This is a genomic window from Blastomonas sp. CCH9-A1 (assembly GCF_001557175.1).
Classification (GTDB): domain Bacteria; phylum Pseudomonadota; class Alphaproteobacteria; order Sphingomonadales; family Sphingomonadaceae; genus Blastomonas; species Blastomonas delafieldii_A.
Map to the genome: position 1 here is coordinate 383414 of NZ_LSHM01000012.1, position 14553 is coordinate 397966.

The window sequence follows — 14553 nt, forward strand, 5'->3', positions numbered from 1 at the left end:
ATGCTCGACAATCTGGCCTCTGCCACCACCAAACCGAAAATGTCCGCGCGCGACGTGCGGGTCTTTTATGGCCCCAAGGAAGCGATCAAGGGCGTGTCGATCGATATCGACATGGACAATGTCGTCGCGTTCATCGGCCCGTCGGGCTGCGGCAAGTCGACCTTCCTGCGCACCTTGAACCGCATGAACGACACCATCCCGATCGCGCGGGTGGAGGGCGACATCACGCTCGACGGCGAGAACATCTATTCGAGCAGCATGGACGTGGTGCAGCTGCGCGCACGCGTCGGCATGGTGTTCCAGAAGCCCAACCCCTTCCCCAAGTCGATCTACGACAATGTGGCGTACGGCCCGCGGATCCATGGCCTGGCCCCCAACAAGGCCGAGCTCGACCAGATCGTCGAGAATTCGCTGGTGCGCGCAGGCCTGTGGAACGAGGTGAAGGACCGGTTGCAGGACAGCGGCACCGCGCTCTCGGGCGGCCAGCAGCAGCGGCTGTGCATCGCGCGTGCGATCGCGGTCGACCCTGAGGTCATCCTGATGGACGAGCCCTGCTCGGCGCTCGACCCGATCGCCACCGCGAAGATCGAGGAGCTGATCCACGAGCTGCGCGGCCGCTACGCCATCGTCATCGTCACGCACAACATGCAGCAGGCCGCGCGCGTCTCGCAGAAGACCGCGTTCTTCCACCTGGGAACCATGGTGGAATATGGCGACACTTCGGATATCTTCACCAATCCGCGCGAGGAACGGACGCGCGACTATATCACTGGCCGTTACGGCTGAGGCGCACCACATGCTTAAGCGACACGGCTCGGCAGCACGGGGATACGGGGGCCCCGCCAAGCCTGGCATCGCAACGAACGGAATTTCTTGATGAACCACAGCCTGAACGAACACACCCTGAAGGCCTTTGACGGCGACCTCATCACCCTGCGCGGGCTGATCGCGGAGATCGGCGGGCGCGCCGAAAAGGCGGTCGAGGGTGCGATGACCGCGCTCGCCAACAACGATCACGATCTGGCGCGCCAGGTGGTCGAGGGCGACAAGCGCATCGACGCGCTGGAAGAGCAGATCGACCGGATGGTGATCCAGACCATCGCGCTGCGCGCGCCGATGGCCGATGACCTGCGCGAACTCGTCGCCGCGCTCAAGATTTCGGGTGTGGTCGAGCGCATCGGCGATTATGCCAAGAACATCGCCAAGCGCGTTCTGCTGATCGATGCCGAACAGCAGATCGATGCCGCGCGGCTGCTGCCCGCCATGGCTGACGCGACCCGCCAGCTGGTCGACGATGCGTTCACCGCCTTTGCCAAGCGCGATGCCGACCTTGCCGTCGCGGTGTGCGCGCAGGACAAGACCGTCGACGATTTCTACAACAGCATCTTCCGCGCGCTGATCGCGCACATGATCGATAATCCCGAGCATGTCGGCGCGGGCACGCACCTGCTGTTCATCGCCAAGAATCTCGAACGGATCGGCGACCACGCCACCAATGTGGCCGAGATGGTTTACTTCGCGGTCATGGGCCAGTCGATGAACGAGCGCGAGCGCGGCGACGACGCGCTGGCGCCCGGCAGCGACTGACCGGACCTTTTGAAACGAAAGCACGATACCGATGACGACTCCGCATCTGCTGCTGGTTGAAGACGACATGGCCTTGGCCGAATTGGTGTCCTGGCATTTCGACAAACAGGGCTTCCGCGTCAGCCAGACCGCCGATGGCGAGGAAGCGATGCTGATCGCGCGTGAGGAACGGCCCGATATCGTGCTGCTCGACTGGATGATCGAGAACCTGTCGGGCATCGAGGTCTGCCGCCGCCTGCGCCGCGACAACGATACCTCGAACATCCCGATCATCATGATGTCGGCGCGCGGCGAAGAGGAAGACCGGGTGCGCGGGCTCGACATCGGCGCAGACGATTATGTCACCAAGCCCTTCTCCCCGCGCGAACTGATCGCGCGGGTCAATGCCGTGCTGCGCCGCGTGCGCCCGGCGCTGGCGGGCGAGGCGCTGAGCTTTGCCGATATCGAGATGGACACGGTGGGCTACAAGGTGAAGCGCGCCGGGCAGACCATTCCGCTCGGCCCCACCGAATTCCGCCTGCTGCGCCATTTCCTCGAGCATCCCGGCTGGGTGTTCTCGCGCGAACGCCTGCTCGACAGCGTCTGGGGGCATGACAGCGATATCGAGATTCGCACCGTTGACGTGCATATTCGGCGGCTGCGCAAGGCGCTCAACGCCAATGGCCAGCCCGATATCATCCGCACCGTGCGCTCTGCCGGTTATGCGCTGGACAGCGAACTGGCCTGATCGCCGTAGCGTCAGCCCAGCTTGACGGACGCGTAAAGTTGAAAGCCCGTGGCTTGGCGCTTGCCAAGCGCTTCAACATGGCTAAAACCCGCGCCATTCCGCGTGGCAATGCCGCGCATTCAAGAGAGGGATGCTTGCCATGACCATCAGTTTCAAGGACCGCGTTGCCATCGTCACCGGCGCAGGCGGGGGCCTCGGCCGCGCCTATGCGCTCGAGCTTGCCGCGCGCGGCGCGAAGGTTGTCGTCAACGATCTGGGCGGTGCGCGCGACGGCACCGGCACCTCGGACGCCGCCGAAAAGGTTGTCGAGGAGATCAAGGCCGCAGGCGGCGAAGCCATGGCCAATGGCGGATCGGTCACCGAATACGAGCAGATGGTCGAGATGGTCGCCAAGGCCAAGGAAGCCTGGGGCGGCGTGCACGTGCTCATCAACAATGCCGGCATCCTGCGCGACAAGAGCTTCGCCAAGATGGAGCCCGCCGATTTCGACCTCGTCGTGAAGGTCCACCTGGTCGGTTCGGGCTATTGCACCAAGGCGGTGTGGGAAACGATGCGCGAGCAGAATTACGGCCGCATCCTGATGACCGCATCGTCCACCGGCCTGTACGGCAATTTCGGCCAGGCCAATTATGGCGCGGCGAAGCTCGGCCTCGCCGGCCTCACCAAGACGCTGTACCTGGAAGGCGCGAAGAACAACATCAAGGTCAACACGCTGGCCCCCGTCGCCGGAACGCGCATGACCGAAGACATCTTCCCGCCCGAAGCCTTTGCCCAGTTCAAGCCCGAAAACGTCGTTCCCGCCGCGCTCTATCTGGTGTCTGAAGAGGCCCCGACCAACATGATCATCGGCGCGGGCGCAGGCGCGTTCCATGCCGCCTATGTCACCATGACCCAGGGCGCAGCGCTCCCCGAAGGCGAGCGCACCCCCGAAGGCGTGGCGCGTATCTTCGACAAGATCATCGACCGCACCGGCGAAACCGTGCCGCAGTCGGGCAGCGAACAGGCGATGACGATCATGCGCCTGCTGCAGGGCTGATCGGCTGGCACCAAATAGCATTCACCTCGTCACCCCCGCAAAAGCGGGGGTCCCGCTTCCTTCTCAATCGCAGAAGCAAAAAGCGGGATTCCCGCGTTCGCGGGAATGACGATGGAAATGCACGAGTGTTACGAAAAAGGGGCGCGGCGAGTAATCGTCGCGCCCCTTTTTGATTCCACACTGAATGAGTGAGCCGCTGTTAAAATTCATCACTCGGTGACATTCAGCCGCTATTTTTGCTGTCATCGGAATTGGCGCTGGATAGCAGGGGCACGGATCATGAGCATTTCAGGCGGCTTGCGCGGGGTCATGACCTTGATGGCTGGCCTTGTCGTGATGCTATCCGGTTGCGGCAGCACCTTGCCCGATTATCGCTATCGGCTAACGGTCGAGGTCGAGACGCCCGAGGGATTGAAGACCGGCTCCAGCGTGGTGGAGGTGTCCACATCGATGACCAGCAGCACCAGCATCCCCAGCCCCGGCGCGGTGCGGCATCGCCTCAACGGCGAGGCCGTCACGATCGATCAGGGGCAGCACGGCACCTTGTTCGCTCTGCTACGGTCGGATGTTGAAGTCGACTGGCCGACAAATCTCCTGTTCCGCCTGGCACCGCAGGTGAGGGTTAATGATGAGAATGGCAAATATGACTCTGACGCTTCGTTCAGAGCGCGATATGAAGCCATGCTGCAAAATCGTCGACCGATCGTGCTGCCCAAGAACTTTAACAATATCAGCGTCCTTAGGGATATGCCTGCCCGCCCGATGCTGGTCCGCTTTCGCGACATCAATGACCCAACCACTGTGGAGCGCGTCGATCCTGATGCTCTCGCGGCCAGTTTCGGCGAGGGCGTCAAGCTCAGGCGGGTGACGGTGCAACTGACTGATGATCCCGTGACTAAGGGAATTGAGAAGCGGTTGAAATGGTTAGATTCTTATCGAAAAACGAATTTTGACGGCACATCCTCTTTTATTGAGGACCTCACGACAGAAGAGCTCGCAGCACATCTGTCCTCCGGGTCATTCAGCACGGAGTTTGCAAACTGAACGCAGATGTTTTTCTGCCCGTTCTCGCGATAGATGCAAAAAACTTACAGTAAAAAGCGGATTAAACTTCAAACAGCTCATCCGCCACTGAGTACACCGGTCGGTCGAACACACCCCAACCCCTATTCGCTCCAATCACCCCGCGCGATGCCCAAGGCGTGGAGCAGCGCGGTCCAGTCGCCATGCGCGATATGGGCGTCGGCGGCGGCGATCGCGGCGGGCTTGGCGTGATAGGCAACGCCCGTCCCTGCATCCTTGAGCATGGGGATATCGTTCGCGCCGTCGCCCAGCGCGATGACCTGCGCGGCATCGATCCGCTGCCCCGCCGCCTGCTCCATCAGGATCGCCGCCTTGCGCGCGGCGTCAACGATTCCGCCTTCGAGCGCGCCGGTCATATGGCCATGCTCGATCACCAGCCGGTTGGCGAACACTGCGTTGAAGCCCAGCTCCGCGCCGATCACGTCGGCGAACGAGTGAAACCCGCCGGACACCAGCACGCAATCCACCCCGCGCGAGCGCAGTGTGCGCACCAGCACCCGCGCACCCGGCATCGGCTGGATGCGATGGCCCAGGCAATCGCCGATGACATGCTCGCTCAACCCCTTGAGCAATGCGACACGTTCACGCAGCGCCGCCTCGAAATCGAGCTCGCCCTGCATCGCGCGCTCGGTAATCTCGGCGACCTGCGGTTTGACCCCGGCATAATCGGCGAGTTCGTCGATGCATTCATTGGCGATCATCGTGCTGTCCATGTCGGACACCAGCAGCCGCACGCCGCGCGCGTCATCGTCCAGCACCAGCACGTCGGCAGTGTTGCGATATTCGGCCAACGCGGCATCGCCTGCCGCGCGGTCGCCGGTGAAGTGCAGTTCGCCCACCTTGCCAGGCTCGATCCAGCGCGATTCGCCGATCACCAGCCCGGCGGCATGCAATCGGTCGGCGGCGGCGTTTAGCTCTCCCGCAGGCAGGCTGTCTGCTGCTATCAGCGTGGCGATGGGCACGAACACTTCCCCCGAAACCGCCGGAGACATCCGCCCGGCGCTGGCGCTTATTGCCGGACCCACCGCCAGCGGCAAGAGCGGATTGGCCGTCCGCTATGCCGTGTGGCTAGAGGATCGCGGGCGGCAAGCGGTCATCATCAACGCCGACAGCGCGCAGGTCTATGCCGATCTGGCCGTGCTCTCCGCCCGCCCCGATGAAGAGGAGATGGGCGGGATCGAACACCGGCTGTTCGGATATATCGACGGGGCCGAAGCCTGTTCCGCCGCGCGCTGGGCGGAGGATGCACGCACCGAGATCGCTGCGGCGCATGCCGCAGATGCGCTGCCGATCCTGGTCGGCGGGACGGGGCTGTACCTGCGCACCCTGCTTGACGGCATAGCGCCGGTCCCGCCGATCGATCCGGCGATTCGCGAGGCGGTGCGCGCGCTGCCGGTGGCGGAGGCTTATGTGGCGCTCGCGAGCGAAGACCCGGATGCCGCCGCGCGGCTCAATGCGGCGGACACCACCCGGGTCGCGCGCGCGCTCGAGGTCGTGCGATCGACGGGGCAGACGCTCAAGAGCTGGCAGGCCCGCAAGCTGGGCGGCATTGGCCGTGCGGTCAGCCTGAAACCGCTGGTGCTGCTGCCGCCGCGCGATTGGCTGGTCGAACGCTGCGACCGCAGGTTTGCCACGATGCTCGACTCGGGCGCGGTCGAGGAGGTCGAGGCGCTGCTGGCGCGCGGGCTCGACGCCGATCTGCCGGTGATGCGCGCGATCGGCGTGCCCGAAATTGCCGGGATGATACGCGGAGAGCTGACGCGCGAGGCCGCGCTCGCCGCAGGCCAGCTTGCCACCCGCCAATATGCCAAGCGGCAATATACCTGGTTCCGCAACCAGCCGCCAGAGAGCTGGCAACGGTATACAAAGCCATATTCGGATAGCGATAGACTATATTTTGATATTTTATTTCGCATTTAGCTGTTGACACGGCATTTTATGTCGCATAGATCGACCTCGTCAGGCGTTGCTGCCAGCGCCCTTCTGACACGTCGCATATTCACCCTGCCCGGCGCGGCCCGTCTGCGCCGGGTGCTTTTTTGCTCAAGGCAGGGATGCGGCACCCAAGGCAGCATATGGTTTTGCAACATCGGCCCAGCTTGTCTAAGCGGGCTGCGGTTTAATGACGAAGTAAGGCTTGCATCATGGCCGAATTGAGCGGCGCGCAGATATTGGTTGAAACGCTGGTCGAGCAGGGCGTCGAAGTGATTTTCGGCTATCCCGGCGGTGCAGTGCTGCCGATTTACGATGCGATTTTCGGCCACCCGTCGCTGCGCCACATTCTCGTGCGCCACGAACAGGCCGCCGCGCATGCCGCAGAGGGCTATGCCCGTGCGACCGGCAAGCCTGGCGTCGTGCTCGTCACCTCCGGCCCCGGCGCGACCAATGCGGTCACCGGCATCACCGATGCGCTGATGGATTCGATCCCCATGGTCGTCATCACCGGCCAGGTCGCGACCACGCTGATCGGCACCGATGCCTTCCAGGAAGCCGACACCATCGGCATCACCCGCCACTGCACCAAGCATAATTATCTGGTGAAGGACCCTGCGCGGCTCGCCTCGACGGTACGCGAGGCCTTCCATATCGCGACCCAGGGCCGCCCGGGCCCGGTGCTGATCGACATCCCCAAGGACGTCCAGGTCGCCACCGCAGCGCATGATGGCGACACCCCTGCCCGCCCGAACATGCGCTATGCACCGGTGAAGGAAGGCACAGCCGACGATATCGCGGCGGCGGCGCGGATGATCACCGAGGCGGAATGTCCGGTGATCTATTCGGGCGGCGGCGTCATCAATTCGGGACCGGATGCCACGCAATTGCTGCGTCAGCTTCAGGCGATGACCAATGCGCCGGTCACCTCGACGCTGATGGGCCTCGGCGCCTTCCCGTCCGAGCATCCCGACTGGCTGGGCATGCTGGGCATGCACGGCACCTATGAAGCCAACATGACGATGAACCGCGCGGACCTGATCATCTGCGTCGGTGCGCGCTTCGACGACCGCGTCACCGGCAGGCTCGATGCCTTCGCGCCCAATTCGAAGAAGATCCATATCGATATCGACCGCTCGTCGATCAACAAGACCGTCCGGGTCGATCTCGGCATCGTCGGCGATTGCGCGACGGTGCTGCAGCAGATCATCGATCAGCTGAACGCCATCGGCCATGCCCCGCGCGACTTTTCCGAATGGAAGGCGCGGATCGCCGGATGGCGCACGCGCGAGTGCCTGGCCTATCCCGCGAACAAGTCCGAGATCATGCCGCAGCTGGCGATCGAGCGGCTCTATGCCCTGACCAAGGACCAGAGCCCGATCATCTCGACCGAGGTCGGCCAGCACCAGATGTGGGCGGCGCAATATTTCCGCTTCGAACAGCCGAACAAATGGCTGACCTCGGGCGGTCTCGGCACAATGGGCTATGGCCTGCCTGCCGCGATCGGCGCGCAGCTCGGCTGCCCCGATGCCCTGTGCATCGACATTGCGGGCGAAGCCTCGATCCAGATGAACATCCAGGAACTCGGCACCGCGACGCAATATCGCCTGCCGGTCAAGATCTTCATCCTCAACAACGAATATATGGGCATGGTGCGCCAGTGGCAGCAGCTGACCTATGAAAGCCGCTATTCGGAAAGCTATTCCGACGCGCTGCCCGATTTCGTCGCGCTCGCCGAGGCCTATGGCTGGAAGGGCATCCGCATTTCGGACGAAAGCGAGCTCGATAGCGGCATCCAGGCGATGATCGATCATCCGGGTCCCGTGATGGTCGACTGCCGCGTCGCCAAGCTCGCCAACTGCCTGCCGATGATCCCTTCGGGCGCGGCCCATACCGACATGATCCTCTACGGCGATGAAGTCGCCGGGACGATGGAAGACGAAGCGAAAGCCCTGGTCTGATGCATATCCGTGAAGCCGCGTCCGAGCGGCACGTCCTGACCGTCACGGTCGATAACGAGGCGGGCATCCTCGCCAAGATCGCCGGCATGTTCACCGCGCGCGGTTACAATATCGAAAGCCTGACGGTGGCCGATATCAGCGAGGACCATGCGACCAGCCGCATCACCATCGTGACGGTGAGCCCGCCTGCGGTGATCGACCAGATCATCGCGCAGCTCGACCGATTGGTGGCGGTGCATCGCGTCGCCGACCTCACCGAGCTCGGCCCGCATGTCGAGCGCGAGCTGGCGCTGATCAAGGTCGCAGGCACGGGCGAACATCGCATCGAGGCGCTGCGCCTGGCGGACATCTTCCGCGCCCGTCCGGTCGATACCAGCACCAACAGCTTCGTGTTCGAGATTTCCGGATCGGTCGAGAAGATCAACCAGTTCATCGCGCTGATGCGCGAGGTCGGGCTGGTCGAGGTCGCCCGCACCGGGGTCGTCGCCATGACCCGGGGGGCCGTGGCGGGGTAATTCATCAACTACCGGTTTCCCGCGAAGGCGGGAATCCATCTCCGGCGCTATCCGATCTCGCACAGCCCTGGAGATGGGCCCCTGCCTTCGCAGGGGACCAGAATGCTAGAAATGGGGAAAGAACATGCGCGTTTATTATGATTCCGACTGCGATCTGAAGCTGATCGAGAACAAGAAGATCGTGATTGTCGGCTATGGCAGCCAGGGCCATGCCCATGCGCAGAACCTGCGAGACAGCGGCGTCAAGGATGTCGCGATCGCGCTTCGCCCCGGCAGCGCCACCGCCGCCAAGGCCGAAGGCGCGGGCTTCAAGGTGCTGAGCAACGCGGAAGCCGCCGCCTGGGCCGATATCGTCATGATCCTGGCCCCCGACGAGCATCAGGCCGCAATCTATGCCGCCGATTATCACGACAACATGAAGCCCGGCGCGGCGCTGGCCTTCGCGCACGGCCTCAACATCCATTTCGGCCTGATCGAGGCGCGCGAGGACCTGGACGTCATCATGATCGCCCCCAAGGGCCCCGGCCATACCGTGCGCAGCGAATATGTGCGCGGTGGCGGCGTGCCCTGCCTGATCGCGGTCGATCGCGACGTTTCGGGTAACGCTCATGACATCGCGCTCGCTTATGCGTCGGGCGTCGGCGGCGGTCGCAGCGGCATCATCGAGACCAATTTCCGCGAAGAGTGCGAAACCGATCTGTTTGGCGAGCAGGCCGTGCTGTGCGGCGGCCTCACCCATCTGATCCAGGCCGGATTCGAGACGCTGACCGAAGCCGGTTACGCGCCCGAAATGGCCTATTTCGAGTGCCTGCACGAAGTGAAGCTGATCGTCGACCTGATGTACGAAGGCGGCATCGCCAACATGCGCTATTCGATCAGCAACACCGCCGAATATGGTGACATCACCACCGGCCCGCGCATCATCACGAGCGAAACCAAGGCCGAGATGAAGCGCGTTCTGGAAGACATCCAGCAAGGCCGGTTCGTCAAGAATTTCGTGCTCGACAACCGTGCCGGCCAGCCCGAGCTGAAAGCGGCGCGCAAGCTCGCCGCCGCGCATCCGATCGAGAAGACGGGTGCCCAGCTTCGCGCGATGATGCCGTGGATCGGCGCGAACAAGCTGGTGGACAAGGCCAAGAACTGACCTTGCGTTGACCCGCTCGTTTTTCGAGGAACAGGCCGCGCAGCTCGAATCCCTGAAAAGGGGTTCGCGGCTGCGCGCGCTTGCGCCTCGAGCGGGCAAGGATTTCGCTTCGAACGACTATCTGGGCCTTGCCGGCTCAACACTGCTGCACGATGCCCTGCGCGAAGGCATGGCACTCGGCCTGCCCGCAGGTTCGGGCGGATCGCGGCTGCTGCGCGGCAACCATGCAGCGCACGAGGCGCTCGAGGCCGAGGCGGCAGCGCATTACGGCACCGAGGCGGCGCTGTTCATGGCGACGGGATTTGCCGCCAACGCCGCACTGTTTGCCACCCTGCCGCAGCGCGGTGACCTTATCGTCCATGATGCGCTGATCCACGCATCGGCGCATGACGGGATGCGGCTGGGCCGGGCCGATATTCGCGCCGCCGCGCATAACGATACGCAAGCCTTTGATGACGCCATCACCGCCTGGCGCGCCTCTGGCGGCACCGGGCGCGCGTGGATCGCGGTCGAGAGTCTCTACAGCATGGACGGTGACCGCGCGCCGCTCGCCGATCTGGCGCAGGTCGCGGCCCGGCACGACGCCATCCTGATCATTGACGAGGCGCACGCGACCGGCGTGTTCGGCACCGGCGGGCGTGGCCTCGCCGAGGCGCTGGCCGGGCAGCCCAATGTCATCACGCTGCACACCTGCGGCAAGGCGCTGGGCTGCGAGGGCGCGCTGATCTGCGCCCCCCGCGTCGCGATCGATTTCCTGGTCAACCGCGCGCGCCCGTTCATCTTTTCCACCGCACCCTCACCGCTGGTCGCGCATATGGTGCGCAAGGCGATCGGCCTGGTGGCGAGCCATGACGACTGGCGCGAGGACCTATTCGCGCGTGTAGCCGAAGCGCGCAGCCTGCTCGCCCCCAGGCTCGGCGCAGCACCGTCCGACACGCAGATCCTGCCCGTCATCATCGGCGACGATGCGCGCACCATGCGCATCGCATCGGCATTGCAGCGCCAGGGCTTCGACATTCGCGGCATCCGCCCGCCGACCGTGCCGCAGGGCACCGCGCGCCTGAGAATTTCGATTACCCGCAACGTGACAAAGGGTGATATCGGCGCGCTCTCCGAATCACTCGACAGGATCATGACCCCCGCATGAAACCGCGATTTGTTGTGACAGGCACCGACACCGGAATCGGCAAGTCGGTGTTCAGTGCTGCGCTGACCCAGGCGCTTTCCGCCCGTTACTGGAAACCCGTTCAATCGGGAATCGAGGACGAAACCGACACCCAGTTCGTCGAGCGCATGGTGCCCGGCTCCACCTTGCCCGAAGCCTGGCGGCTGGTGAGCCCGCTCTCGCCGCACCGTTCGGCCGAGATCGACGGTGTCGAGATCGACACCGAAGCGCTCACTCCTCCGAAAGTCGATGCGCCGCTGGTGATCGAGGGCGCAGGCGGCGCGCTGGTGCCGGTGACGAGGGCCGTGCTCTATGCCGATATCTTCGCGCGCTGGCAGATTCCGGTGATCGTCTGCGCGCGCACCGCGCTCGGCACGATCAACCACAGCCTGATGACGATCGAGGTGCTGAAGGCGCGCGGCGTGCCGATCCATGGCATCGCATTCATTGGCGAGGCGATGCCCGACAGCGAGACGACGATCGCGCAAATGTCCGGCATTCGCCGTCTGGGTCGGCTCGATATGCTGCCCGAAATCATGCCCGAATCCTTGCGGGCGGCCTTCATCGCCGGTTTCGACATCGCCGATTTCGCATGAGCGATTCTCCCGTCTGGCATCCATTCACCCAGCATGGCTTGGGTGAGGACATTCCGCTGATCGCGCGCGGGCAAGGCGCGGTGCTGCACGGCGCCGATGGCCGCGAGTGGATCGATGCGATCTCGAGCTGGTGGGTGACGACGCACGGCCATGCGCATCCGCGCATCATGGCGGCAATCCGCGAGCAGGCGGAACGGCTCGACCAGATCATCTTTGCCGGATGGACGCACGAGCCCGCCGAAGCGCTGGCGCGCGGCCTGACCGCGATCATGCCCGAGGCGCTGACCCGCGTGTTCTTCAGCGATTCAGGGTCGACCGCGGTCGAGGTCGCGCTGAAGATGGCGCTCGGCTATTTTCATAACCGGAAAGAATCGCGCCAGGGCATCATCGTGATGGAGCACAGCTATCACGGCGATACCATCGGCGCGATGTCGGTGGGCGCGCGCGGCGTGTTCAACCGGCCCTATGCGCCGCTGCTGTTCGATGTGACCAGCATCCCCTTCCCCGCCACCGGGGCCGAACAGGCGACGCTCGATGCGCTCGAGGCCGCGTGCCGGGCGGGGGCGGCGGCGTTCATCGTTGAGCCGCTGGTGCTGGGTGCTGGCGGGATGCTGTTCTACCCGCCCCACGTGCTCGCCGAGATGGCCGCGATCTGTGCGCGCCATGGCGTGCTGTTCATCGCCGACGAGGTGATGACCGGCTGGGGCCGCACCGGCGCCTTGCTTGCCTGCGAACAGGCGGGCGTGGTGCCCGACATATTGTGCCTGTCCAAGGGGCTGACCGGCGGCGCGGTACCGCTCGCCGTGACCATGGCGCGCGAAGAGATCTTCATGGCGCATTGGTCGCAGGACCGCGCCGACTGTTTTTTCCATTCGAGCAGCTATACCGCCAACCCGATCGCCTGCGCGGCGGCGGTGGCCAACCTTTCCATCTGGCGCGACGAGCCGGTGCAGGCGCGGATCGATGGGCTGGCCGCGATGCAGGCCTCCGAGCTCGCCGCGATCGCATCGCATCCCGAGGTCGAAAGCACGCGCCAATGCGGCACCATCGCCGCGTTCGATCTTGCTGCCGATACCAGTGGCTATCTGTCGAACTGGGCGGTGCGTCTGAACGCGTTCGGCAAGGCGCACGGCGTGCTGATCCGGCCGCTGGGCAACACCGTCTATGTCATGCCGCCTTATTGCATAACGCGCGAACAGCTGGCCCATGTCTATGCCGTGGTGCGCGAGGGCCTTGAGCGCAAAACGTAAACGCTGCGTTGCGCGGAACAATGATTGACTTGGGAGCCTCGGAGCCACAGTTTCCGGTTTCCTTCCCCCTCCCAAGGAGTTCGTCATGCGCAAGACCCTCGCCATTCTCGCTCTCGCCGCCGCTGTCGCCACCACGCCGCTGATCGGCCAGGGCATGCAGCTGCCCGGCCAGAAGGACGCATCGCGCGTCACCGCCGGCACCTACAAGACCGACCCCGGCCACTCGCTGATCGGCTGGGAGGTCAACCATTTCGGCTTCAACGATTATTTCGGCATTTTCGGTGATGTCGCGGGCACGCTGACCATCGACCCTGCCAATCCCAATGCCGCCAAGGTTGACGTGACCATCCCCGTCGCCAAGGTCACGACGGCAAGCGCAGGCCTCACCAGCCATCTGCTGCGCGCCGGCAAGGATGGCGGCAAGCCCGACTTCTTCGGCCCCGCTCCCGCTGATGCGCGCTTCGTCTCGACCAAGGTCGTCGCCAGCGGAATGACCGCCAAGATCACCGGCAACTTGACGCTGAACGGCGTGACCAAGGAAGTCGTGCTCGACGCCGAATTCACCGGCGCAGGCGCCAACCCGTTCAACAAGAAGGAAACGATCGGTTTCGAGGCCGAGACGACGATCAAGCGCAGCGATTTCGGTATCATGTATGGCCTGCCGGTGGTGAGCGACGAAGTCGAGCTCGACATCAGCGTGGCGTTCGAGAAGCAGTAACGCAACACGCTTGAACCCACGCCGCTCAGCCTGAGCCTGTCGAAGGCCACGCGCCTACGCCAGCCGTATTGCGGGGCCTTCGACGGACGCGGGCTGCGCCCGCTGCTCAGGCTGAGCGGAAGTGGATATAGGCTACCCCCCGAATTTCGCGTCGTCGGGAAAGCCCGGCCAGTTCCTGTCGGCGCTCGCGATGAAGCCCGGAATATCCTGCAGCCACTTGGCCTTCACCTCGGCGTTGAAGTTCAGGTACAGCTTGCCATCGACTACGCGCGATTGCAGCGGATCGCCCGGCGCAAGATAGCCGCGCGCCATCGCCCAGGCGCAATGCCCGCCATATTGCGGCGCGTAATGCGCCGGGTCCGCCTGGAATTTCGCGGCATTTTCGGCATTTGCGAAATGATAGACGGCATTGCCATGGCGCACCGCGAATTCGGACGAGCCCTTGGCAGGCGTGCCGTCGCCGGTGAAATAGGACACGGCGTCATAGCCACCGACCGCGACATCGCCCTGCAGCCCGGTATAGACCGGTCCTGCCAGGGCTGCGCTGCCCATCGCAAGACCGGTTGCGGAAAGCGCGAGGGCGAGCGCCGTCATCATGTGTTTCATCGCTGGAATACCTTTCGAGTCAGGGAATGGCCTGCGGTTCGCCCGAAGCGCGGCTCAGGTTTCAGGACTCGGCGAATGATTTTTTTATTGCGCTCAGGACCCATTTGACGCAATGAAGCGCCCGAAATGATGCCCCACGCCCTCCTTCTTGGTCTGCGACTTACGCGCCCTTAGGCGCGGCTGACCTTGTGCGCGCCAGTCTGGCGTGCCCCGCGCCTAAGGGCATTTCCATC

15 protein-coding genes are annotated in these 14553 nt (G+C 64.0%); 13 read left to right on the top strand and 2 right to left on the bottom strand.

Annotation, left to right across the window (positions count from 1 at the left end; all coding sequences use genetic code 11):
* The 5 genes from pstB (at position 1) to AX725_RS05285 (ending at position 4394) form a co-directional block, all read left to right on the top strand.
* On the top strand, positions 1-786 hold the full coding sequence (gene pstB, locus AX725_RS05265; RefSeq protein WP_023838590.1) for a phosphate ABC transporter ATP-binding protein PstB: 786 nt from the start codon (positions 1-3) through the stop codon (positions 784-786).
* Positions 787-876: 90 nt separating this feature from the next.
* Positions 877-1587, top strand: coding sequence for a phosphate signaling complex protein PhoU (gene phoU / locus AX725_RS05270; protein ID WP_208597811.1), 711 nt, complete (start codon positions 877-879; stop codon positions 1585-1587).
* 31 nt (positions 1588-1618) lie between these two features.
* Positions 1619-2314 (top strand): phosphate regulon transcriptional regulator PhoB, encoded by a 696-nt coding sequence (gene phoB / locus AX725_RS05275; protein WP_023838588.1) that lies wholly within the window; start codon positions 1619-1621, stop codon positions 2312-2314.
* A gap of 139 nt (positions 2315-2453) precedes the next feature.
* Positions 2454-3350, top strand: a complete 897-nt coding sequence (locus AX725_RS05280; RefSeq protein WP_060977303.1) for an SDR family oxidoreductase — start codon at positions 2454-2456, stop codon at positions 3348-3350.
* Between the two features lie 279 nt (positions 3351-3629).
* The gene (locus AX725_RS05285; protein ID WP_060977225.1) at positions 3630-4394 is read left to right on the top strand and encodes a hypothetical protein; all 765 of its coding nucleotides are present in this window, start codon (positions 3630-3632) and stop codon (positions 4392-4394) included.
* Positions 4395-4516: 122 nt separating this feature from the next.
* On the opposite strand, the gene serB is transcribed toward AX725_RS05285, so the two are convergent.
* Entirely contained in the window at positions 4517-5395 is an 879-nt protein-coding gene (gene serB / locus AX725_RS05290; RefSeq protein WP_060977226.1) for a phosphoserine phosphatase SerB, read from the bottom strand.
* On the opposite strand from serB, the gene miaA reads away from it, so the two are divergent.
* The 8 genes from miaA to AX725_RS05330 all read left to right on the top strand — a co-directional run bounded on the left by miaA (position 5388) and on the right by AX725_RS05330 (position 13714).
* Positions 5388-6353, top strand: a complete 966-nt coding sequence (miaA, locus tag AX725_RS05295) for a tRNA (adenosine(37)-N6)-dimethylallyltransferase MiaA (RefSeq protein WP_060977227.1) — start codon at positions 5388-5390, stop codon at positions 6351-6353. The two genes, serB and miaA, sit on opposite strands and share 8 nt — an antisense overlap.
* Before the next feature lie 224 nt (positions 6354-6577).
* On the top strand, positions 6578-8326 hold the full coding sequence (ilvB, locus tag AX725_RS05300; RefSeq protein ID WP_060977228.1) for a biosynthetic-type acetolactate synthase large subunit: 1749 nt from the start codon (positions 6578-6580) through the stop codon (positions 8324-8326).
* Positions 8326-8841 carry an acetolactate synthase small subunit gene (gene ilvN, locus AX725_RS05305; protein WP_060977229.1) on the top strand — a complete coding sequence of 172 codons (516 nt, stop codon included), beginning with the start codon at positions 8326-8328 and terminating at the stop codon, positions 8839-8841. The genes ilvB and ilvN overlap by 1 nt, the downstream gene beginning before the upstream one ends.
* 124 nt (positions 8842-8965) lie before the next feature.
* Complete coding sequence (gene ilvC / locus AX725_RS05310; RefSeq protein ID WP_060977230.1) at positions 8966-9985, top strand: ketol-acid reductoisomerase; 1020 nt, start codon at positions 8966-8968, stop codon at positions 9983-9985.
* Positions 9986-9992: 7 nt separating this feature from the next.
* A complete protein-coding gene (locus AX725_RS05315) occupies positions 9993-11132 on the top strand; it encodes an 8-amino-7-oxononanoate synthase (protein WP_060977231.1) in 1140 nt (379 codons plus the stop codon).
* Positions 11129-11746, top strand: coding sequence for a dethiobiotin synthase (gene bioD / locus AX725_RS05320; protein ID WP_060977232.1), 618 nt, complete (start codon positions 11129-11131; stop codon positions 11744-11746). Before AX725_RS05315 ends, bioD begins: the two co-directional genes overlap by 4 nt.
* A complete protein-coding gene (locus tag AX725_RS05325; protein WP_060977233.1) occupies positions 11743-12996 on the top strand; it encodes an adenosylmethionine--8-amino-7-oxononanoate transaminase in 1254 nt (417 codons plus the stop codon). The genes bioD and AX725_RS05325 overlap by 4 nt, the downstream gene beginning before the upstream one ends.
* A gap of 85 nt (positions 12997-13081) precedes the next feature.
* A complete protein-coding gene (locus tag AX725_RS05330; protein WP_060977234.1) occupies positions 13082-13714 on the top strand; it encodes a YceI family protein in 633 nt (210 codons plus the stop codon).
* Between the two features lie 132 nt (positions 13715-13846).
* On the opposite strand, the gene AX725_RS05335 is transcribed toward AX725_RS05330, so the two are convergent.
* Positions 13847-14320, bottom strand: coding sequence for a YHS domain-containing (seleno)protein (locus tag AX725_RS05335; RefSeq protein ID WP_060977235.1), 474 nt, complete (start codon positions 14318-14320; stop codon positions 13847-13849).
* Positions 14321-14553 lie beyond the last annotated feature (233 nt).